Origin of the sequence: Bradyrhizobium sp. BLXBL-01 (assembly GCF_051853025.1) — a bacterium.
Classification (GTDB): domain Bacteria; phylum Pseudomonadota; class Alphaproteobacteria; order Rhizobiales; family Xanthobacteraceae; genus Bradyrhizobium.
Genome location: NZ_CP182471.1, coordinates 7,378,604 through 7,399,626, shown reverse-complemented (window position 1 = coordinate 7,399,626; position 21,023 = coordinate 7,378,604). Strand labels below are relative to the sequence as shown.

Genomic DNA, 21,023 nt, shown 5'->3' with positions numbered 1-21,023 from the left:
GAATTGCATTCCCTCTCGGCGGATTTTTCCAACAGGGAACAAAAGTCGATTGCGCTGCACGCGCAATAAAATTGCGCTAGCTGTGCTGGTTAGGCTATGAGGATTTCGACAAATCACCCAATACCGCCGCAAAGGCCAGGAGTTCCAATCACGTGTCGCGGAACCTAGACGAGATCGACCTCAAAATTCTCGCCGAGATTCAGGCCGACGGTCGAATCACCAATGTCGAGTTGGCCAAGCGCGTCGGCATCTCGCCGCCCCCCTGTCTGCGCCGCGTCCGGGCGCTGGAGGAGGAGGGCTATGTCCACGGCTATCGCGGCCTCCTGGACGCACGCAAGCTGGGCTTCGACGTCACCGTTTTCGCCGCCGTGCACCTGTCCAGCCAGGCCGAGGCGGATTTGCGCGCGTTCGAGGAGTTCGTTCGCGCCGAGCCTTTGGTGCGGGAATGCTGGATGCTGTCCGGCGAGGTCGATTTCATCCTGAAATGCGTCGCCCCCGACATGGCGACCTTCCAGGATTTCGTGACGCACCTGACCGCCGCACCGCACGTGCGCAACGTGCGCACGTCATTGGTGCTGCACAATTCGAAATACGAGGCGGCGGTGCCGCTGGAGGTGAAGGGGCGGCGGTGAGGGTCTTCTCCCTCTCCCGTTCTTACGGGGAGAGGTGAAGACCGGTCCACAGTCCTCGTCATTGCGAGCGCAGCGAAGCAATCCAGAGTCTTTTCGCAGAGGCAGTCCGGATTGCTTCGCTGCGCTCGCGAGGACGTGTGGTGAGAGCGTGTGTCCACAACCCCAGCAACCCGCTGAAACAAAAAGGCCGCGCGTCGCGCGGCCTTTTCGAAACGTCAGCGCAGCGGCAAATCCTTACCGCCACTCCACCTTGGTGATCTCGTACGCCTTGGCGCCGCCAGGCGTGTTGACCTCGACCGTGGCGCCCTTCTTCTTGCCGATCAAGGCGCGTGCGAGCGGCGAGGTGATCGAGATGCGGCCCTTCTTGGCGTCCGCCTCGACCTCGCCGACGATCTGCCACACCGTCTTCTTCTCGGTGTCCTCATCGACCAGCGTCACGGTGGCGCCGAACTTGATGGTGTCGCCGGAGAGCTTGGAGATGTCGATGATGTCGGCGCGCGCGAGCTTGTCCTCGAGCTCGGCAATGCGGCCCTCATTGTGCGACTGCTCTTCCTTCGCGGCATGATATTCCGCGTTCTCCGACAGGTCTCCGTGCGAGCGCGCCTCGGCGATATGCTCGATGATCCGCGGACGGTCCACGGACTGGCGCTGCTTCAATTCTTCCCCGAGCGCGACAAAGCCGGCCTGGGTCATCGGAACCTTTTCCATCGTCTCTCTCGTCCTTCGATCGTGCGCCCCAGAATGCGGATGGGCGCCGCAACCTTGATTCGTCAGTCCTCCAGAGCCCAAAGAGGGGCTTCCGGACCTTGACAGATATGGGCTTTAGCGCCGGAACAGAACTGCCACCTGGCCGGACAGTTCCTCCGGCCATTGTGGCTTCATTGCCAATCACTTAGCGGAAGCTTCGCTGCCGCTAGCGATCAGGTTTCCGAAAAGTAGCTCTGCAGGGTACGAACCTCAAGGTCCCCGCCCAGATAGGCGCGGATGCCCTGCGCGGCCGCCACGGCCCCGGAAAGAGTGGTGTAATATGGCACTTTATGCAAGAGGGCCGCGCGCCGCAGCGAGCGGCTGTCGGCCAGTGCCTGCGGGCCTTCGGTGGTGTTGAAGACGAGCTGGACGTCGCCATTGGTGATGGCATCGACGATGTGCGGCCGCCCCTCCAGCACCTTGTTCACCTTCTCGGTCGGGATGCCCTGGTCGGTCAGGAAGCGTGCGGTGCCCGAGGTCGCCAGCACCTTGAAGCCGAGCGAATGCAATTCGCGGACGGCATCCGCAATGCGCGTCTTGTCGCTTTCGCGCACCGAGACGAACACCGTGCCCTTGCGCGGCACCCGCGTTCCGCCGCCGAGCTGACTCTTGGCGAAGGCCACCGCAAACGAGCGGTCGATGCCCATGACCTCGCCGGTCGAGCGCATCTCCGGGCCGAGCACGGTGTCGACGCCGGGGAAGCGTGCGAACGGGAAGACCGATTCCTTGACGCCGACGTGCTTGAGCGTTGCCTTCTTCAGCTTGAAATCGGCGAGCTTCTCGCCGGCCATGATGCGCGCGGCGATCTTGGCGACCGGCGTGCCGACCACCTTGGCGACGAACGGCACGGTGCGCGAGGCGCGCGGATTGACCTCGAGCACGTAGATCTCGCCATCCTTGATGGCGTATTGCACGTTCATCAGGCCGATGACGTCGAGGCCGAGCGCGAGCTCGCGCGTCTGCCGCTCCAGTTCCTCGATCATCTTCGCATCAAGCGAGTGCGGCGGCAGCGAGCAGGCGCTGTCGCCGGAATGGATGCCGGCTTCCTCGATGTGCTCCATGATGCCGACGATGAAGGTGTCCTTGCCGTCGCACAGGCAGTCGACGTCGATCTCTGTCGCGTCCGACAGATAACGGTCGAACAGCAGCGGGTTCTTGCCGAGCACGGTGTTGATCTGCCCGGTCTTGTCGTTCGGATAGCGCGCCTTGACGTCGGCCGGCACCAGCTCCGGCAGCGTGCCGAGCAGATAATCGTTGAGCTGGTTCTCCTCGCGGATGATCTGCATCGCGCGGCCGCCGAGCACGTAGGACGGCCGCACCACCAGCGGCAGGCCGAGATCGGCGGAGACGAGGCGGGCCTGCTCGACCGAATAGGCGATGCCGTTCTTCGGCTGCTTGAGGCGAAGCTTGTCGAGCACGCGCTTGAAGCGGTCGCGGTCTTCGGCGAGGTCGATGGCGTCGGGCGACGTGCCGAGGATCGGCACTTCGGCGGCTTCCAGCGCGCGCGCCAGCTTCAGCGGCGTCTGGCCGCCGAACTGCACGATGACGCCGTGCAGCGTGCCCTTGCTGCGTTCCTTGGCAATGATCTCCAGCACATCCTCGGCGGTGAGCGGCTCGAAATAGAGCCGGTCGGCGGTGTCGTAGTCGGTCGACACCGTCTCGGGATTGCAGTTGACCATGATGGATTCGTAGCCGGCGTCATGCAGCGCGAAGCAAGCGTGACAGCAGCAATAATCGAACTCGATGCCCTGGCCGATGCGGTTGGGACCGCCGCCGAGAATGATGACCTTCTTCTTGTCGGACGGCGTGCTCTCGTCCGCGGGTAGGCCCGCGAACGGCGCCTCGTAGGTCGAGTACATGTAGGCGGTCGGCGAGGCGAACTCGGCCGCGCAGGTGTCGATGCGCTTGTACACCGGGTGAACGCCGAGCGCGTGGCGCTTCGCCTTGACCTCGGCCTCCGTCGTCTCGGCCAGCACGGCGAGCCGCGCGTCGGAGAAGCCCATGGCCTTCAGCGTGCGCATGCCGAAGGCGTTGCCGGGCAGGCCGTTCTTCCTGACCTTCTCCTCCATCTCGACGATGCCGCGCATCTCGGCGAGGAACCACGGATCGATCTTGCAGGAGTTGAAGATGTCCTCGTTCGACCAGCCGAGCCGCATGGCCTGGGCGACCTGGAGAATGCGATTCGGCGTCGGCGTGCCGAGCGCGGCACGGATCGCGTTCTTGTCGTCGTCGCGGCCGAGGCCCTCGATCTCGATCTCGTCGAGGCCGGTGAGGCCGGTCTCGAGCCCGCGCAGGGCCTTTTGCAGGCTTTCCTGGAAGGTGCGGCCGATCGCCATGACTTCGCCGACCGACTTCATCGAGGTGGTCAGCGTGGTCGAGGCGCCCGGGAATTTCTCGAAGGCAAAACGCGGCACCTTGGTGACCACGTAGTCGATGGTCGGCTCGAACGAGGCCGGTGTTGCGCCGCCGGTGATGTCGTTGGCGATCTCGTCGAGCGTGTAGCCGACCGCGAGCTTGGCGGCGACCTTGGCGATCGGAAAGCCGGTGGCTTTCGAGGCCAGCGCGGAGGAGCGCGACACGCGCGGATTCATCTCGATGACGACCATGCGGCCGTCCTCGGGATTGACGCCGAACTGCACGTTGGAGCCGCCGGTCTCGACCCCGATCTCACGCAGCACCGCCAGCGAGGCGTCGCGCATGATCTGGTATTCCTTGTCCGTCAGCGTCAGCGCCGGCGCCACCGTGATGGAATCGCCGGTGTGCACGCCCATCGGATCGAGGTTCTCGATCGAGCAGACGATGATGCAATTGTCCTTCTTGTCGCGCACCACCTCCATCTCGTACTCTTTCCAGCCGAGCACGGATTCTTCGATCAGCACTTCGTTGGTGGGAGACGCATCGAGGCCGCGCTCGATGATGTCGAGGAACTCTTCCTTGTTGTAGGCGATGCCGCCGCCGGTGCCGCCCATGGTGAAGGAGGGACGGATGATCGCGGGCAGGCCGATCTCGGACAGCGCCATCATCGCCTGGCCCAGCGCATATTCCTGATAGCGCTTGCGGCGGTCGCCTTCGCCGAGGGTCCATTGCCGGTCGAGCTCTTCGAGCGCCGCGCCCGACAGCTTCTCGCGTTCGGCGTGATATTTGTCGCGGAACGACTTCTTCAGCTCCGAGGCGTTGGCAAGCCGCGACTTCGGGGTCTGCAGCCCGATCTTGGTCATGGCGTTGCGGAACAGCTGGCGGTCTTCGGCCTTGTCGATGGCATCGGCGGTGGCGCCGATCATCTCGACGCCGAACTTCTCCAGCGTGCCCTGCCGGCGCAGCGACAACGCGCAGTTCAGCGCGGTCTGGCCGCCCATGGTCGGCAGCAGCGCGAAGCCGCCGGGAATGACGTGACGTTCCTTCTCGATGATCTTGGCGACGATCTCGGGCGTGATCGGCTCGATATAGGTCGCATCCGCCAATTCCGGGTCGGTCATGATGGTGGCCGGGTTGGAATTGACGAGGACGATGCGGTAGCCCTCTTCCTTCAGCGTCTTCACCGCTTGCGTGCCCGAATAGTCGAACTCGCAGGCCTGGCCGATCACGATGGGGCCGGCGCCGATGATCAGGATGGTGGTGATGTCTGTACGTTTGGGCATCAACTCTCGCCGAAGTGGAATTTGGGCACAAAAAAAGGGCGCGCTTGCCGCGCGTCCCTTTTGCGAGAGCGCGGGGTCTTCCCTCGCGCGCGGGTGGGTCTTAGACCAGTTTTCAGGACGGCGAAACCCCGAAAAACGCCCATCAACCGGCAATTTTGACCGGTTTTGGCCGTGCCTGCCAGCCGCGGGCGAGGTGCACCAGAAGCGAGGCCGCAACGCTCGTTCCGCCGATCCAGCCGAGGTCATCAGGCGAGAGGGTGGCCAGCACCGCGCCGCCCAGCGCTCCACCAATGGCGAAGCCGAGATACATCGACGAGGCGTTGAGCGAGAGCGCGATCATCGAGGCCTGCGGCTCGATCCGGATGATGCTGGCGATCTGGGCCGGATAGAACGCCCAGCCCGAGAGTCCCCAGAGGAAGATCGTGCCGAGCACCGCATAATGCGCCTGTGCGGGCATCAGCTTCAGGACCAGCGAATGCAGGATCAGGGCGCCCGCCATGCCGGCGAGCCCGAGGCCTGCGGTCGCGAGCGTGCCGAGCCGGTCGGCCAGGACGCCGCCGAACATGTTCCCGATCGCCGCCGCGCCGCCAAACACCAGCAGAGCAAGGCTGATCTGCGAGGCGTCGAAGCCGAGGCCGCGCAGCGGGACTGCGAAATAAGTGAACACCGTGAAGCCGCCCAGGGCCCACAACATCGTGATCAGCAGCGCGACCACGACGTTGCGATGGCGCGCCACCGCCAGCCTCTCGCCGAGCGAGGCCGTATTGCGCGGCAGGCCGCGCGGCAGCCCGAGCAGCAGGCCGGCGAGCGCAACGGCGCCGATCAGGGCGACCATGGCGAAGGTTGCACGCCAGCCGAACAGGCTGCCGACGAGATTGCCGAAGGGAACGCCGATCACGGTCGCAACCGTGAGGCCCGCGGTGACGAGCGCCACCGCGCGGCCGCGCCGTTCGGGCGCGGCGACCGCCACGGACACGGCAAGCGCCGTCGGCATGCACAGCCCTGAGCCCAGCGCCATCAGCATCCGCGAGGCCAGCAGCAGGGCGTAGTTGGATGCGACCATCGCGGCGAGGTTGCCGGCGATGAAGGTCGATAGCGCCAGGGCCAGCACGGTCCGGCGATCGATATTGTTCAGCACGACTGCGAGGATGGGCGAGCCCACCGCATAGGTGAGGGCGTAGGCCGTGACCAATTGGCCTGCGGCCGAGACGGAAATCGACAGGTCGGAAGCGATCGCCGGCAAAAGCCCTGCAATGACAAAGCCTTCAGTGCCGATCGCAAAGGCCGCCAAGGCCAGCCAGAGCACGCTCATCGGAAACGTTCCTTATGTTCAAGATTCATTGAACTATCGAACGAAGCGATTTCGCTGTCAATTGGTTCAAGAACTATTGAACATTGCCGGCGCATCGTTATGATTCCCGGACCATGAGCCGCACGCCGCACCATCCCACCCGCGAGCAGATCGAACTGCCGATGGTCCTGGATTGCCTGAGCGATCCGATCCGTCTGGCGATCGTCTACCAGCTCGCCCAGCAGGAACGTGTCAGCAGCGAACTCCGCTGCAGCGACTTCAGCGCGCTGAGTGGCAAGTCCAACCTCGCCTATCACTTCGCCAAGCTGCGCGAATGCGGCCTGATGCAGACGCGCATCGCGGGCACCAACCGCTTCATGCGGCTGCGACGAGAGGATCTGGAGGCGCGCTTCCCGGGCCTGCTCGATGCGGTGCTCAGCTCCGCAGCCAAGGATGCCGACCGGCTTCCGCTCGTGTCCGGCTGCGACTTGATCGAGGTCGATCGAAAATGAGACGGTTGCCCCGCCGCCGCTCTGCGAGCTACGGCGCGGCAAGGCTGGCTTGCCGAGCCGAAGCTGCGGTAGCAGCGAAGGCTGGAGACCCGGCCTGGATTTGAACCAGGATGTAGAGCGTTGCACCGCCCTCGCGTAGACGCTTCCGCCACCGGGCCGCGGCGATCATTACCGATTGCAGTGCGACAAGCCACAACGGCTAATTGTTATGCTTAACGGATCAGAGGCGGCCTGGCGATGAAGGTCATGCGCCAGCGGTTGTGGCCGATATTGCTGTGGGCGCGCTGGGGCGCGAAGCCCGCCGCCTTCAGCTTGGCCGTGACCTCGTCCTCGCTGTAGCGCTGCAGCCCGATCTTCGAGCGCAGCTGGCGATAATCCGACAGCGCGGTGCTGATCAGCCCGATCAGCGCGTCCTTCAGAAAGCCGTGGCGCAGACCGAAGCCGAGCAGCGCCATCACGTCCCTGGCCATGCCGACCTGCGGCTGGAGAATATCGCCGAGCACCAGCTTGCCGGAGGGTTTCAGGATCCGGCGGATGTTCAAGAGCGCCGCATCGAGCTCGTCCGGCGTCATGTATTGAGCGACCGAGTTCATCACGACGAGGTCGATCGATTGGTCCTGCATCTTGCGGACGTCGTCGAGCGAGCGGACGCGGATCTTGGTGTTCGGGGCAAAGCGCGCGATCAGCCGGCCGCGCACGCCGGGCGCGGGCTCGGCCAGGATCAGCTTGCCGCAGGCGGCTGCCACCTGGTTCGCCGACAGCGCTTCCCCGCAGGCATAGTCCAGCACCGTCGCATCGGGCGAGGGGATGTAGCCGATGATGTCCCGCGCAATGATCTGGAAGTGCAAGTCGCGATGCAGCTTGCTGACATAGATCGTATGCGTCGAGTCGTAATAATCGATCCAATCGTCCATGGTATTCGAAGGTCCCGGCCTAACGGTTCCGCTAGAGGAACCGGCGCTGTCCGCCTTGCGTTAGGGGTGCGACGGCGCGCCGTCAATGTCCGCGTCCTAACAGGAAGGTCTCCCGTGAGCAAAACCAACAACAAGGTCTCGCCCGAACTCGATACCCCCACCGATCTGTCGCCCGACGGGGTCAAGAAAGTCTCGGAGGCGCTCAACGTGCTTCTGGCCGACGCCTTCGCGCTTTATCTCAAGACCAAGAATTTCCACTGGCACATCAGCGGGCGCCACTTCCGGGATTACCACCTGCTGCTCGACGAGCAGTCCGACCAGATCTTCGCCACCACCGACCAGCTCGCCGAGCGTGTCCGCAAGATCGGCGGCACCACGCTGAAGTCGATCGGCCAGGTCGCAAAGCTCCAGACCATCAAGGACAACAACGAGGACTACGTCCCGCCGCGCGAGATGCTGCGCGAGCTGATGCAGGACAACAAGCTCGTCGCAGCCGCGATGCGCAAGGCGCACGACGTCTGCGACGAGGCCGGCGACGTCGCCAGCGCCAGCATTTTGGAAAACTTCATCGACGAGACCGAGCGGCGGACCTGGTTCCTGTTCGAAGCGACCCGGCAGGAAGGTGGCAACGAAGCGTAGGACACAGGGCGGTAGGGTGGGCAAAGCGAAGCGTGCCCACCAACTGGATTGTACGGATGGAGTGGTGGGCACGGCGCGCAAGGGCGCGCCTTTGCCCACCCTACCGCACCGCGCTTGTGGCTACCGCCACAACCGCATCAATGCCCCATCCTTCCCCGTCACGGGATCAGCCGGCGGCAGCGCGACGCGTGGAATCGTCTTCAGCGCTTTGGCATGATTCTCCGGCGTTGCCCGCGTGATCTCCATCTTCGCGCCCGGTGGATAGGCGCCGATCACGCAGAAATCATCGCTCGCCTTGATGCATTGATGTCCGGTGCCGGCGGGCAGGATCGCAATGTTGCCGGCCTGGATCTGAAGCTCCTGGCCATGGTCGCCGCCAAAGCGGACGCGGGCGCTGCCGCGCGCGACGCCGAGCACCTCATGCACCGTCGCATGATAATGCAGATAATCGTAGACGCCGTTGCGCCACGTCCCGCCCCAGCCGTTCGCTTCGAACAGAAGTTCGATCGTCTCTTCCGGGCGCTTTGGGTCGAGCTTCACCGCGCCCTGGTAGACCAGGAACGGAAGGATGTTGTTCGGCACGAGCCCGTCATCCTCGAACACGATGGCGAGCGGCTCGGCCTTGTCGCGGACGACGGACATGGCTGGGCTCCTGCTTCAGGGTAGCAGGAATCAACGAGAACAGTGAGGCGGCGTTCCTGGTTCTGTCATTCCGGGGCGACGCGCAGCGTCGAGCCCGGAATCCATCGTGCTGCAGAGTCTGTTGGCCGATGGATTCCGGGCTCGCGCTACGCGCGCCCCGGAATGACGAAAAAGCCCGGGCTTTGTCGTGAAGTATCCGAGGAGAACGCGTCTTACGCGCTCTTCTTCTGCCGCATCAGGTCGGCGAAACGCTGGAACAGATAGTGCGAGTCGCGCGGGCCGGGTGAGGCCTCGGGGTGGTACTGCACCGAGAACACCGGCTTGCCGTCGAGCTGGATGCCGCAATTGGAGCCGTCGAACAGCGAGATGTGGGTTTGCGTCGCGCCCTTCGGCAGCGTCGTCTCGTCCACCGCAAAGCCGTGGTTCATCGAGGTGATCTCGACCTTGCCGGTGGTCTCGTCCTTGACTGGATGATTGGCGCCGTGATGACCCTGATGCATCTTCTTGGTTCTAGCGCCGACGGCGAGCCCCAGCATCTGGTGGCCGAGGCAGATGCCGAAAGTCGGCGTGCCCGACTTGATCACGTCCCGGATCACGGGCACGGCATATTTGCCGGTCGCAGCCGGATCGCCGGGCCCGTTCGACAGGAACACCCCATCCGGCTTCATCGCCAAAATGTCTTCGGACGAGGTCGTCGCCGGCACCACGGTCACCTTGCAGCCGACGCCGGCGAGCAGGCGCAGGATGTTGCGCTTGATGCCGTAATCGATGGCGACGACGTTGAACTCGGGCTTGTCCTGCCGGCCGAAGCCCTTGTCCCAGGCCCAAGGCGTCTCGTCCCAGGTGAAGCGCTGGCCGCTCGTCACCATCGGCACGAGGTCCATGCCTTCGAGGCCCGGCCACTCGCGCGCCTCTTCCTTGAGGCCATGCAGATCGAACTCGCCGGTCTTCGAGTGCGCGATCACGGCGTTGGGCATGCCCTTGGAGCGGATCAGCGCGGTCAGCGCGCGGGTGTCGATGCCGGAGAGGCCGATGATGCCGCGGGCCTTGAGCCAGGCGTCGAGATGCTTGGTGGCGCGATAGTTCGAGGGATCGGTGATCGCGGTGCGCAGGATCACGCCGCGCGCGCCCGGCGTCGCCGCCATATTCACCGTCTCGATGTCGTCCTCGTTGGTGCCGACATTGCCGATATGCGGGAAAGTGAAGGTGATGAGCTGGCCGGCATAGGAGGGATCGGTCAGGATCTCCTCATAGCCGGTCATCGCCGTGTTGAAGCAGACCTCCCCGACGGCGTGGCCTTCGGCGCCGAGGCCAAAGCCCTCGAGTACCGTGCCGTCGGCAAGCACGAGGAGCGCGGTCGGTTTATGGTCCGGCCAGGCGGGATCGTTGTCATGTTGTGTCATGAGCGCGTTTCATAGTCCCCCCGCGCCCGCCCGTCAAAGCGGGAGAGGCCGGATTCACATGCGTTTTTGCATATTTGACAGGCGGCTTCAGGCACTTTGAGCCGGAACGGGCAATTTTGCGCCATTTCAACCGGTGGCGAGGAAACAATGAACCGGCGATCGCTCCGGTATGGCCTCTTGCCCGCGAACGGCTTAGATCAGGGGGTCAGATTGAGAGGACCCGACATGCTGCGCGACGACATCAACAATGCGGTCAAGGAGGCCATGAAGGCCAAGGACGAGCGCAAGCTGTCCACGCTGCGCATGGTCAACTCGACCATCAAGAATGCCGACATCGACGCGCGCGGCAGCGGCAAGCCGCCGCTGTCGGATGGCGACATTCTCGCGGTGCTACAGAAGATGATCAAGCAGCGCCAGGAGGCGGTCGAGCTCTACGACAAGGGCGGCCGCGCCGAGCTTGCCGCGCAGGAGCGCGAGGAGATCGCGGTGATCTCGGCGTATCTGCCGAAGCAGATGTCCGAGGACGACGTGAAGAAGGCGATTGCGGACGCGATCGCCGAGACCGGCGCAGCCGGCATGAAGGACATGGGCAAGGTGATCGCTGTGCTGCGTGCGAAATACGCAGGGCAGATGGATTTCGGCAAGGCCAGCGGTTTGGTGAAGGCCGCGCTGTCGGGTTAGCCGTCATTCCGGGGCGACGCGAAGCGTCGAGCCCGGAATCCATCGTGCTGCCGGCTCTGTTGCGAAATGGATTCCGGGTTCGCGCTACGCGCGCCCCGGAATGACAACAAAAACAAGGGAGGCACGGTGACCGCCATCCATCCATTTCGCATCGCCATCGGCGACGACATCCTCGCCGACCTGAAGTCGCGCCTCGCCCGCACGCGCTGGCCGGAGGCCGAACTGGTCGACGACTGGAGCCAGGGCGCGCCGCTGAAATGGATCCAGGAGATCTGTGCCTACTGGGCCAAGGACTACGACTGGCGGGCCCGCGAGGCGAAGCTAAATCGCTTCGCGCAGTTCACCACCGGGATCGACGGGCTCGATATTCATTTCATTCACGTGCGCTCGAAGGAGCCGTCGGCCCTGCCGCTGATCATCACCCATGGCTGGCCCGGCTCGATCGTCGAGTTCCAGAAGGTGATCGCGCCGCTCACCGATCCCGCCGCGCATGGCGGCAATCCCGCCGATGCCTTCCACGTGATCTGTCCCTCGCTGCCGGGCTTCGGCTTCTCGGGCAAGCCAAGGACCACCGGCTGGGGCGTCGATCGCATTGCCGCGACCTGGGCCAAGCTGATGGACCGTCTCGGCTATGCGCGCTACGGCGCGCAAGGCGGCGACTGGGGCTCGGCGGTGACGACCTCGCTCGGCGCGCATGACCCCGCTCATTGCGCCGGCATCCATATCACGCTCGCCTTCAACGCGGCGCCGAAGGTCGAGGGTGAGCCGACGGCAGAGGAGAAGCGCGCGCTTGCCGGCCTCAAGCATTATGTCGATCTCGATTCCGGCTACTCCAAGCAGCAATCGACGCGGCCGCAGACGCTCGGCTATGGCCTGACGGATTCGCCGAGCGGGCAGGCGGCCTGGATCCTGGAAAAGTTCTGGGCCTGGACCGATTGCAATGGCCATCCCGAGAACATCTTCAGCAAGGACGAGCTGCTCGACAACGTCATGCTCTATTGGGCGACAGAGACGGCGACGTCGTCGGCGCGGCTCTATTGGGAGAGCTTCGGCAAGCGCCGCACCACGCCGGTGGTGAAGGTGCCGACGGGCGTCGCGGTGTTTCCGAAGGAGATCATCACGCCGGTGCGGCGCTGGATGGAACCGAACTTCCCCAACATCACGCATTGGAGCGAGATGGAGAAGGGCGGTCACTTCGCCGCCTTCGAGCAGCCGGAGCTGTTCGTGCGCGATGTCAGGAAGTTCTTTGCGACGGTGCGGTGACCCCTGTCATTCCGGGGCGCCCGCAGGGCGAACCCGGAATCCATTGGGCCGCGGCAAACGCTACGCAATGGATTCCGGGCTCGACGCTGACGCGTCGCCCCGGAATGACGTCCCGAGCTCTTGTTCCGAGCATTCACAGCTCTAGACTGGGCCATAACAACACACCGGGAAACGACCAAGCCCATGCTCACCGAAGCCGCAACCTACGACGAGCTCGTCCGCAACTTCCGTTGGGACATCCCCGCGCGCTTCAACATGGTGGAGGCGTGCTGCGATCGCCATGCCGACGGCAGCGGCCGGCTTGCGCTGATCTATGTCGACGAGAACGGCGCCACCAGCCGCACCTCGTTCGACGAGGTCGCGGAGATGTCGCGCCGTTTCGCCAATGTGCTTAAGGCGGACGGACTTGTCCGCGGCGACCGCGTCGCGGTCTTCCTGTCGCAGTCGCTGGAATTGCCGATCGTGCACATGGCGGCGTTTCGCTCCGCCATGATCTCGATCCCGCTGTTCGCCCTGTTCGGCGAGGACGCGCTGGAGTTCCGCCTGTCGAACTCCGAGGCCAAGGCGATCGTCACCGACGAGGGCGGCTGGGAAAAGCTGTCGAAGATCCGCGACCGCCTGCCGGAGCTGAGGAACGTCTACATCGTTGGCGCGCGCGCCCCCGCCGGCACGAAATCGTTCTGGGCTTCGGTGAAAGCCGCTTCGCCCGACTTCGCGCGCGCGGATACCTCGGCCGACGATCCCGCGCTGATCATCTACACCTCGGGCACGACGGGTAATCCCAAGGGCGCTCTGCATGCGCATCGCGTCGTGCTCGGCCATTTGCCGAATGTGGAGATGTGCCACAACTTCTTACCCAAGCCCGGCGATCTCATGTGGACGCCGGCGGACTGGGCCTGGATCGGCGGGCTCATCAACGGCCTGCTCGCGTTCTGGTACCACGGCATTCCGCTGGTCGGCCATCGCGCGCGAAAATTCGAGCCGCAGGCAGCGATGCAGATGATGGCCGATCTTTCCGTCCGCAACGTCTTTCTGCCGCCGACCGCCCTGAAGCTGATGCGGCAGGCCGGCGTCAGGCATTCCGGCGTGAAGCTGCGCAGCATCTTCACCGGTGGGGAGTCGCTCGGCGGTGAATTGCTCGGCTGGGTGCGCGAGACGTTTGGTATCGATGCGCATGAGGTGTTCGGCCAGACCGAGTGCAACCTCGTGATCGGCAGCAATTCCAACCTGTTTCCGATCCGCCCGGGTTCGATGGGCAAGGCAACGCCCGGCTTCGACGTTCGCATCGTCAACGACAAGGGCGAGGAATTGCCGCGCGGTCAGCGCGGCATCATCGGCGTGCGCCAGCCATGTCCCGTCACCATGCTGGAATATTGGCGCAATCCGGAGGCGACGGCGAAGAAATATGTCGGCGACTTCCTGCTCACCGGCGATCTCGGCGTGCAGGACGAGGACGGCTATTTCTGGTACGTCAGTCGCGAGGACGACGTCATCATCACGGCCGGCTACCGCGTCGGCCCTTCCGAGATCGAGCACACGCTGATGAAACATCCGTCGGTGGCAATGGCTGCGGTGGTCGGCATTCCCGATCCGATCCGCACCGAATCGATCAAGGCCTGGATCGTGCTGCGTCCGGGCTTTGCCGGCAGCGACGCGCTGGCGCGCGAGATCCAGGACTTCGTCAAGGTGCAGCTCGCCGCGCACGAATATCCGCGCTTCGTCGAGTTCGCCGAGACGCTGCCGATGACGGCGACCGGCAAGGTACTGCGCCGCGAGCTGCGGGCCAAAGGCTGACTTCTGACAAGGACTGGCTTCCGACCATGGCAAAGACGTCTCAAGCCGCGGGGCTTCACCGCGCCTCGCTTGCAAAGCTGCACGAGCTCGATGCGGCGCTGGAGCTCATGTACTACGGCTGGCGCGGCATGACGCTGGAGGCCGACGCATATCTTGCCAAGCAGGGCCTGTCGCGTCCGCACCATCGCATCCTCTACGTGGTGGCGCGCCGGCCCGACATCGCCATCGGCGCGCTGATCGAGATCCTCGGCATTTCCAAGCAGGCCCTCAACCGGCCGCTCAATCTGCTCGTGGAGCGCAAGCTCCTGACCTCGAAGCGCGCGCCGGAGCAGCACCGCTCGAAACTGCTGCGCCTGACCGAAGCGGGGCGGCGCATCGAGCAACGGGCCTCGGACCACGAGCGCCAGGTCCTGCGCGAGGCGTTCGAGCGCGTCGGGGCGAGCGGTGCGGCGGGATGGATCGGCGTGATGGAGGCGATCGCCGACAACAATTGATGGAAATCTCAAGTCAACATAGTTGACATGAGGCGTGCGCTTTGCCACCTTCCCGGCCACGAGCCAAGGGGAGGATCCGTGTCGTGAGCGGACAGGCAATGAACCGCGCGACCGCCGCAAGCTTCGTCGCGGCATGGTGCGCGAATTGGTGCAGGGTCGATATCGACGCGGTCGTCGCCCATTTCGCCGACGATGCGCAGATGCGCAGCCCTCTCGCTCTCACCCTGACGGGGTCTCCGACCGTCACCGGCGCCGAGAACATCCGCGCCTACTGGCGCAAAGCCTATGGCCACATCGAAACTGCCGACCTGAAGATCCTGGGCTGGAGCTGGGACGAGGCGATCGCGCGGCTGACGGTGTGGTGGCAATTGGGCGACACGCGCGCCAGCGAATTCATGGACTTCGACGATGCGGGCCGTGTGGTGCGCAGTGAAGCTTTTTACGGGAAATAGCCATGCGGTTTTCGGACATCGTCCTGTTCCTCAACACGCTCTGGTTCGTCGGGGCGTTCATCCAGTTCAGCATCGCGCAAACCAACACGTTGAAGATCCTGCTGCCGCGGGAGGAGCGCAGCAATCCGATCGCGCCGACCCTTGCGGCGAGCGTCGCGTTCCTCGGCGGCATGAATCTGCCGATCGGGCTCTTGTCGCTCTATCTGCTGGCGGCCCGTCCGTCCTTCTTCCAGCCGGTCGAAGCGCAGCTCGCGCTGTTTCTGTTCTTTGCCGCCTGCCATTTCAGCCAGTTCGCCTACAATGTCCCGGTGCTGATGCGCGGCGGCCGCGTCGGGGTGGCCTATTGGCCGGTGTTGAAGGGGCCGATGCTCCGGATCTTCGTCATCGATGCGGCTCTGTTCGCGGCCAATCTCGCAGTGGCGCTGCAGCTCACGATCGCGTCCTGATCTACCGCGGCGGCTCCGACAGGGCCGTACGCAGCATCGCGGCGAGATCCTTGCGCCGGAACGGCTTGGTCAGAATGCGGGCGTCGATCCCGTCGGGCGTCTTGACCGGATCCTGGCTGTAGCCGGACGTGAAGAGCACCTTGAGTCCAGGCCGCAGTTGAACGGCCTGTCTCGCCAGCTCCGGCCCGAACATGCCGCCGGGCATCACGACGTCGGTGAACAAAAGCTGGATGTCCCCGGACTGGCGCAGCGCGTCCAGCGCCGCAGGTCCGTTCGCCGTCGAGATGACGCGGTAGCCGAGCGCCCTCAGCTCGTTCTCGACATAGGCGCGCACCATGTCGTCGTCCTCGACGACGAGGATCGTCTCGTGGCCCTCGGGTGCGGCGACACGCTCTGCCGGTGACGGCTCCTCGTTCGGCGGCGTCGCGAAGCGGGGAAAGAACAGCCGGACTACGCTGCCATGACCCGGTTCGGACTGCATCTGCACGAGTCCGCCGGATTGTTGCGCAAAGCCGTAGACCATGCTGAGGCCGAGGCCGGTCCCCTTGCCGACCTCCTTGGTGGTGAAGAACGGCTCGAACGCGCGCCCCAACACCTCGCTGCTCATGCCGGACCCGGTATCCTTCACGGCCAGCATGACGTAGTCGCCGGGCCGCGGCTCGCCGTTGACATCGAGGTCGGATTCGCCGAGCGATGCATTGCGCACCTCGACCGTCAGCTTGCCGCCGTCAGGCATCGCGTCGCGCGCGTTGAGCACGAGATTGAGCACGGCTGTCGCCAATTGGCCGGGATCGACGCTGGCGAGCCAGAGATCCGGCGCGAACGCGAAGCTGGATTCGATGTGCTCGCCCAAGGTCCGCTGCAGAAGCTGCGTCATGCCGGTCACCTGCTCGGCGATGTCGATCTCTCGCGGCCGCAGCGGCTGCTTGCGCGCGAAGGCGAGCAGGCTCCGTGTCAGGTCGGAGCCGCGCTCGGCGGCGGTGGCAATGTCGTCGGCGATCCGGTGCAATTCCTTGTTCCCCGCAAGCCTGTCGGCGAGGTGCTCGGAATTGCCGAGAATGACGGTCAGGAGATTGTTGAAATCGTGCGCCACGCCGCCCGTGAGCTGGCCCATGGCTTCCATCTTCTGGGACTGGCTGAGCTTGTGGCTGAGATCGGCGATGGCGGCACGCTGCTGCTCGAGCGATTCGGCCGTGCTGTTGAGCAGGGTCATCAATCCGCCGAGCTCGCCGCCCGGGTGAGGCTCCGGAATGCGCGCGCTGAGATCGCCCCGCCCGAGGCTCTTCGCCATGGCAGCGAGCCGCCCAACCTGCCGTCCGATGCTCACGGTCGTGAGAATCCAGAGGCCGGCGAGGAGCAGCAGCGAGGCCACTGCCAGAATCGCCATGTCCTCGTAGAGCCGGCGGTTCGCTGCCGCGACCAGTCCGTCCTTGGACCGCCCAACCAAAATGTAGAGTCCGGCCTTGCGGATCGCCGGCGAGCGGGCAACGCCCCAGATCTGCGTGCGGCCCCCGCGATCGGTGATCTCCCGGAATGGCTCGCCATCGGGCGCTGCCGCGAAGCGGAACAGGTCGGAGCCCGCAATGGATCCGCCGACGGGTACGCTCCAGCCGCCACCCTTGGGCGCGGCCAGGACCGTGCCTTTGGCGTCGACGAACAGGATGTCCTTCTCGGCGAGCAGCCGCTTGTGGTGAAACTCCGCGAATTTGTTCAGGTTGAACGATGCGAGCAGCACGAATTTCAGCGCGCCCGTATCCGATCGCACCGGATAGGCGATCTGCAGCACCGACAGTCCGGTGAGGCGGCCGAACACCGGCTCCACCGCGACGACGCCCTGGAGATTCTTGACCTCCTTGAAATAGCTGCGGTCGTTCAGGTCGAGCGTGCGGTTGGTCCGCAGCGAGTCACAGAACAGCCTGCCGTCGGGATCGATGGTCAGGATACCCGTGAACTGCGGATATTCCTCGCGGACATCCGACAGAAACGCCGAGCATGCCGCCTTGTCGCGCGTGTCGAGGTCGCGGGCGCGGGCGAGCCCGTAATGAAGTTGCGCAGTGCCCTGGATCTTCTCGCCGAGATCGCTGGCGATGTCGTCGGCCGATGCGGCGAGATTGGCCAGCGCCGCGTCGATCTCGCTGGCCCGGTTCTGCACGAAGCGCAGCCCGACCAGAATCGCGGGCACGAGCATGGCCGCGATGACGAGGATCAGTAACCGGGTACGCAGGCTCATCGGTGGGTGATCTGCTCTCTCGGGCGAGGGTGCTCGGAGGTACAATTTGCGGCACGAGCATCCGCCCCGTCCATAGCCGTCGGCGCGAAAATCGCGCGAAAGGCTTAAGATTTCCGAGTGCGAGCGGTGTTGCGTCGCTGCTCCCGATCGCGCCGGCCGGCCTCGAGTTGCGCCGCCGCGCGGCGGCGCTAATATCGCGGCATGCGCGCGACGAAGATCGCGCCGATGTGCGGAGGGAGCTGATGTCCATCTCGGGCAAGGTCGATCCGGTGGTGCGTCCGGTGGCGGCGGCCGACATCGCCGAGGCGCTGGTCGAAGGCCTGCGCGATTTCCAGGCGCTGCCGCTCTACGGTCTCTGCTTCGGCGCGCTCTACGCCGCCGGCGGCATCGTCATCATGCTCTGTCTCACCGCCTTCGGCATGGTCTATCTGGTCTATCCCCTCGCTGCCGGTTTTGCGCTGATCGGTCCGTTCGTTGCGATCGGCCTTTACGAAGTCAGCCGGCGCCGCGAGCGCGGCGAGCCGGTCTCGTTCTCTGCGATCTGGTTCGCAATCCGCGCGCGCAGCGAGATCGGCTGGATGGCCTTCGTGACGTTGTTCATGTTCGTGATCTGGATGTACCAGGTGCGGCTCCTGATCGCGCTGCTGCTCGGCCTCAACGCCTCGTTCTCGAGCTTGCAGGAGTTCATGACGGTGGTGCTGACGACCAGCGAGGGCCTGCTGTTCCTGGCCATCGGCAATGCGGTCGGGGCCGTGCTGTCGCTGATCCTGTTCTCGCTGACCGTGGTGTCGTTCCCGCTGCTGCTCGATCGCGAGGTCGATTTCGTCACGGCGATGGTGACGAGCGTGCGCGCGGTGGTGACGAGCCCGCTGCCGATGATCGGTTGGGCCGCCGTGATCGTGATGCTGCTGATCGTCTCGGCGCTGCCCTATTTTCTCGGGCTGATCGTGACGTTGCCGGTGCTGGGGCATGCGACGTGGCATCTGTACCGGCGGCTGGTGGCGCCGGTGCCTTAGTGTCGGCGCTCTTCCTTCTCCCCTTGTGGGAGAAGGTGGCGCGAAGCGCCGGATGAGGGGTCTCTCTCCCCGGACTCATTGAGAGAAGTGCGCGCGGAGAGAAACCCCTCACCCGTCTCGCCGCTACGCGGCGAGCCACCCTCTCCCACAAGGGGAGAGGGGAAGATGCTTGTCCTTCTTCAATCACGGCGTCTCGATGCCCATCGCCTTCAGCGCTTCCAGCAACCTCACCGGCGGGGACATCTCGATCTTCGGCGCCTTGCCCGTTTCCAGCAGGCTCTTCAATCCGGAGAGGATCGCGGGCCAGCCGGTGCGGCCACCGGAGAGGATGTCGTCGCTGAGCTCGCGGTCGTGACGTTCGCTCATGGTGAGGCGGACGGCTTCGCCGGCCTGCTCGATCTCATAGGTGACAATGGTGGTGCCGAGCTTTTCCACGAGGCCCGGCCAATTGACGTTCCAGCTCACCGTGAGCCTCCTCGGCCGATCGTACTCGAACACTTCGCCGCGGATGTGCTCGGAGCCGTCGGGCGCGTGCACAATGAAACTGCCGCCGAGCTTCGGCTCCATCTCCACCGCAAAGCCGGAGAAATATTTTCGGCTGAACTCGGCGGACGTCAGCGCCTCCCACACCTTCTCCGGCGTCGAGGCGATGTAGATGGTGTAGACGGTCAGCGGCTTGAATTGATCGAGGTTCATTTTGCGTCGAATCCCTTGTTGAGCGCCGTGCGCGGGATGGCGAGGACCTGGCCTCTCTCCAGCAGGCTCTTGAGCCCGGACAGGATCGCCGGCCAGCCGTTGGAGACGGCGCCGAGATATTTGCCGCCCTCGACGAAGCCGTCATGCAGCACGGTCAAACGCACGAGCGGGCCGAACGGTTCGAGCGTGAAGACGACGCGCGAGGCCGGCTCGTCGCGCAGCTCCTCGAACTTGTGGTGCTTGAAGCTGTAGGACAGGCGCCGCGGTGGATCGGATTCCAGGATCTCGCCGGAATCGGTGACCTCACCATCGAGCAGAAGCGCGAAGGGCGAACCGAGCTTCCAGTCCGAGCGAACCTCGGCGCCGAACCAATATTGCCTGGTGAACTCGCTCGACGTCAGCGCCTGCCACAGCTTCTCGGGCGTGGTCTCGATGTAGGTCACGTAGACGAACTCCGGCTTACTCATCGCGCTTCTCCAACTGGCGTTTCAATTCGCTGAGCGCGGCTAACTTGCTGCGCTCGAACTTCTTGATCCAGCGTTCGCCGATCTGATGGATCGGCACCGGGTTGAGATAATGCAGCTTCTCGCGGCCCTGCCTGATGGTCGTGACCAGGTTGGCCTCTTCGAGAATGACAAGGTGTTTTGTGACGGCTTGCCGCGTCATGGCGAGGCCCTCGCAAAGCTCGTTCAATGTCTGGCCGTTCCTGGTGTGAAGCCTGTCGAGCAGCGACCGTCGTGACGCATCGGCGAGCGCTTTGAAGACGTCATCCATGCCAGCGATAATAGGCAACCAAATGGTTGCATGTCAAGCCGCGAAAGCGAGAAGACGAGAGGAGAGAGGGAACGTCTTCCGTTCCAGCCCTCGCCATGCATTAATGCGGCGAAACCGCCGTCAGCGAGTCCTTCCATGATGTCCATGCAAGCCTATTTCGCCTTCGTCGCCGCCTGCATTGCGCTGGCGCTGCTGCCGGGGCCGATCGTCACCCTCGTGATCGCCAATGGCTTGCGCCACGGCACGCGTGCGGCGCTCATCAACGTGGCCGGCGCGCAGGCCGGGCTTGCCATCGTCATCGGCATCGTCGCGATCGGCCTGACCTCGCTGATGGCGACCATGGGCTATTGGTTCGATTGGGTGCGCTTTGCCGGCGCCGCATATCTCGTCTGGCTCGGCATCAAGCTGATCTGGGCGCCGGTCGAGGGCGTGGATATCGACGCGCCGCCTCCGCCGCCGCGCGGCGGCTTCTTCCTCCAGGGATTCCTGGTGCTGCTGTCGAATCCGAAGGTGCTGGTGTTCTTCGGCGCTTTCATCCCGCAGTTCATGGACATGAGCCAGCCGCACTTCCCGCAGGTCGCGCTGCTGGGTGTCACCTTCATGGTAACGGCCGTGCTGACCGATGCGCTCTACGCGATTGCCGCCGGGCGCGCGCGAAAATTCTTCTCGGCGCGGCGCACGCGGATGATGTCGCGCATCTCCGGCGGCTTCATGATCGGCGGCGGCATCTGGCTGGCGCTGACGCGGGCGAAGTGACCG

Annotated in this window: 21 protein-coding genes and 1 tRNA gene; 11 read left to right on the top strand and 11 right to left on the bottom strand. The window is 64.6% G+C overall.

Annotation, left to right across the window (positions count from 1 at the left end; translation table 11 throughout):
- Positions 1 to 152: 152 nt before the first annotated feature.
- Complete coding sequence (locus ACNJYA_RS34185) at positions 153 to 632, top strand: Lrp/AsnC family transcriptional regulator (protein WP_172788989.1); 480 nt, start codon at positions 153 to 155, stop codon at positions 630 to 632.
- 234 nt (positions 633 to 866) lie between these two features.
- On the opposite strand, the gene greA is transcribed toward ACNJYA_RS34185, so the two are convergent.
- The 3 genes from greA to ACNJYA_RS34170 form a co-directional block, all read right to left on the bottom strand.
- Entirely contained in the window at positions 867 to 1,340 is a 474-nt protein-coding gene (gene greA / locus ACNJYA_RS34180) for a transcription elongation factor GreA (protein WP_036009537.1), read from the bottom strand.
- A 212-nt stretch (positions 1,341 to 1,552) separates the two neighbouring features.
- Complete coding sequence (carB, locus tag ACNJYA_RS34175; protein ID WP_172788990.1) at positions 1,553 to 5,017, bottom strand: carbamoyl-phosphate synthase large subunit; 3,465 nt, start codon at positions 5,015 to 5,017, stop codon at positions 1,553 to 1,555.
- Between the two features lie 142 nt (positions 5,018 to 5,159).
- Positions 5,160 to 6,329: an MFS transporter gene (locus ACNJYA_RS34170; protein WP_172788991.1), complete on the bottom strand. Its 1,170-nt coding sequence runs from the start codon at positions 6,327 to 6,329 to the stop codon at positions 5,160 to 5,162.
- A gap of 113 nt (positions 6,330 to 6,442) precedes the next feature.
- Between ACNJYA_RS34170 and ACNJYA_RS34165 the strand changes: the two genes are divergently transcribed.
- Complete coding sequence (locus ACNJYA_RS34165; protein WP_172788992.1) at positions 6,443 to 6,820, top strand: ArsR/SmtB family transcription factor; 378 nt, start codon at positions 6,443 to 6,445, stop codon at positions 6,818 to 6,820.
- An 82-nt stretch (positions 6,821 to 6,902) separates the two neighbouring features.
- Here the strand turns inward: ACNJYA_RS34165 and ACNJYA_RS34160 are convergent.
- Together ACNJYA_RS34160 and ACNJYA_RS34155 are read right to left on the bottom strand one after the other, a co-directional pair.
- Positions 6,903 to 6,978 (bottom strand) — tRNA-OTHER (locus ACNJYA_RS34160).
- Between the two features lie 54 nt (positions 6,979 to 7,032).
- Positions 7,033 to 7,734 carry a class I SAM-dependent methyltransferase gene (locus ACNJYA_RS34155; protein ID WP_439364615.1) on the bottom strand — a complete coding sequence of 234 codons (702 nt, stop codon included), beginning with the start codon at positions 7,732 to 7,734 and terminating at the stop codon, positions 7,033 to 7,035.
- A 114-nt stretch (positions 7,735 to 7,848) separates the two neighbouring features.
- Here ACNJYA_RS34155 and ACNJYA_RS34150 point away from each other — a divergent pair, with 114 nt between their 5' ends.
- On the top strand, positions 7,849 to 8,373 hold the full coding sequence (locus ACNJYA_RS34150; RefSeq protein ID WP_172788994.1) for a Dps family protein: 525 nt from the start codon (positions 7,849 to 7,851) through the stop codon (positions 8,371 to 8,373).
- 120 nt (positions 8,374 to 8,493) lie between these two features.
- Here the strand turns inward: ACNJYA_RS34150 and ACNJYA_RS34145 are convergent, their stop codons facing one another.
- On the bottom strand, positions 8,494 to 9,015 hold the full coding sequence (locus ACNJYA_RS34145) for a hypothetical protein (RefSeq protein WP_439364614.1): 522 nt from the start codon (positions 9,013 to 9,015) through the stop codon (positions 8,494 to 8,496).
- Between the two features lie 212 nt (positions 9,016 to 9,227).
- A complete protein-coding gene (gene carA, locus ACNJYA_RS34140; protein WP_439364613.1) occupies positions 9,228 to 10,418 on the bottom strand; it encodes a glutamine-hydrolyzing carbamoyl-phosphate synthase small subunit in 1,191 nt (396 codons plus the stop codon).
- 225 nt (positions 10,419 to 10,643) lie between these two features.
- Between carA and ACNJYA_RS34135 the strand changes: the two genes are divergently transcribed.
- The 6 genes from ACNJYA_RS34135 (at position 10,644) to ACNJYA_RS34110 (ending at position 15,548) form a co-directional block, all read left to right on the top strand.
- Positions 10,644 to 11,099 (top strand): GatB/YqeY domain-containing protein, encoded by a 456-nt coding sequence (locus ACNJYA_RS34135; protein WP_172788999.1) that lies wholly within the window; start codon positions 10,644 to 10,646, stop codon positions 11,097 to 11,099.
- 126 nt (positions 11,100 to 11,225) lie between these two features.
- Entirely contained in the window at positions 11,226 to 12,362 is a 1,137-nt protein-coding gene (locus tag ACNJYA_RS34130) for an epoxide hydrolase family protein (protein ID WP_439364612.1), read from the top strand.
- A gap of 183 nt (positions 12,363 to 12,545) precedes the next feature.
- Positions 12,546 to 14,156 carry an acyl-CoA synthetase gene (locus ACNJYA_RS34125; RefSeq protein WP_212259936.1) on the top strand — a complete coding sequence of 537 codons (1,611 nt, stop codon included), beginning with the start codon at positions 12,546 to 12,548 and terminating at the stop codon, positions 14,154 to 14,156.
- A 26-nt stretch (positions 14,157 to 14,182) separates the two neighbouring features.
- Entirely contained in the window at positions 14,183 to 14,650 is a 468-nt protein-coding gene (locus tag ACNJYA_RS34120; RefSeq protein ID WP_172789002.1) for a MarR family winged helix-turn-helix transcriptional regulator, read from the top strand.
- Positions 14,651 to 14,748: 98 nt separating this feature from the next.
- On the top strand, positions 14,749 to 15,102 hold the full coding sequence (locus ACNJYA_RS34115) for a nuclear transport factor 2 family protein (protein ID WP_172789031.1): 354 nt from the start codon (positions 14,749 to 14,751) through the stop codon (positions 15,100 to 15,102).
- 2 nt (positions 15,103 to 15,104) lie between these two features.
- The gene (locus ACNJYA_RS34110; RefSeq protein WP_212259934.1) at positions 15,105 to 15,548 is read left to right on the top strand and encodes a hypothetical protein; all 444 of its coding nucleotides are present in this window, start codon (positions 15,105 to 15,107) and stop codon (positions 15,546 to 15,548) included.
- 1 nt (position 15,549) lies between these two features.
- On the opposite strand, the gene ACNJYA_RS34105 is transcribed toward ACNJYA_RS34110, so the two are convergent.
- Positions 15,550 to 17,778, bottom strand: coding sequence for an ATP-binding protein (locus ACNJYA_RS34105; RefSeq protein ID WP_260382217.1), 2,229 nt, complete (start codon positions 17,776 to 17,778; stop codon positions 15,550 to 15,552).
- Between the two features lie 242 nt (positions 17,779 to 18,020).
- Between ACNJYA_RS34105 and ACNJYA_RS34100 the strand changes: the two genes are divergently transcribed.
- Complete coding sequence (locus ACNJYA_RS34100; protein ID WP_172789004.1) at positions 18,021 to 18,794, top strand: DUF2189 domain-containing protein; 774 nt, start codon at positions 18,021 to 18,023, stop codon at positions 18,792 to 18,794.
- A 183-nt stretch (positions 18,795 to 18,977) separates the two neighbouring features.
- Here ACNJYA_RS34100 and ACNJYA_RS34095 read toward each other — a convergent pair whose 3' ends face one another.
- From ACNJYA_RS34095 to ACNJYA_RS34085, 3 genes are read right to left on the bottom strand one after another with little or no spacing between them, the layout of a single operon-like run.
- On the bottom strand, positions 18,978 to 19,490 hold the full coding sequence (locus tag ACNJYA_RS34095) for an SRPBCC family protein (protein ID WP_439401529.1): 513 nt from the start codon (positions 19,488 to 19,490) through the stop codon (positions 18,978 to 18,980).
- Positions 19,487 to 19,957: an SRPBCC family protein gene (locus ACNJYA_RS34090; protein ID WP_439401528.1), complete on the bottom strand. Its 471-nt coding sequence runs from the start codon at positions 19,955 to 19,957 to the stop codon at positions 19,487 to 19,489. The genes ACNJYA_RS34095 and ACNJYA_RS34090 overlap by 4 nt, the downstream gene beginning before the upstream one ends.
- Positions 19,950 to 20,264, bottom strand: a complete 315-nt coding sequence (locus ACNJYA_RS34085; RefSeq protein WP_439401527.1) for an ArsR/SmtB family transcription factor — start codon at positions 20,262 to 20,264, stop codon at positions 19,950 to 19,952. Before ACNJYA_RS34085 ends, ACNJYA_RS34090 begins: the two co-directional genes overlap by 8 nt.
- 135 nt (positions 20,265 to 20,399) lie before the next feature.
- Here ACNJYA_RS34085 and ACNJYA_RS34080 point away from each other — a divergent pair, with 135 nt between their 5' ends.
- On the top strand, positions 20,400 to 21,020 hold the full coding sequence (locus ACNJYA_RS34080) for a LysE family translocator (protein ID WP_212259924.1): 621 nt from the start codon (positions 20,400 to 20,402) through the stop codon (positions 21,018 to 21,020).
- The last annotated feature ends 3 nt before the right edge of the window (positions 21,021 to 21,023 follow it).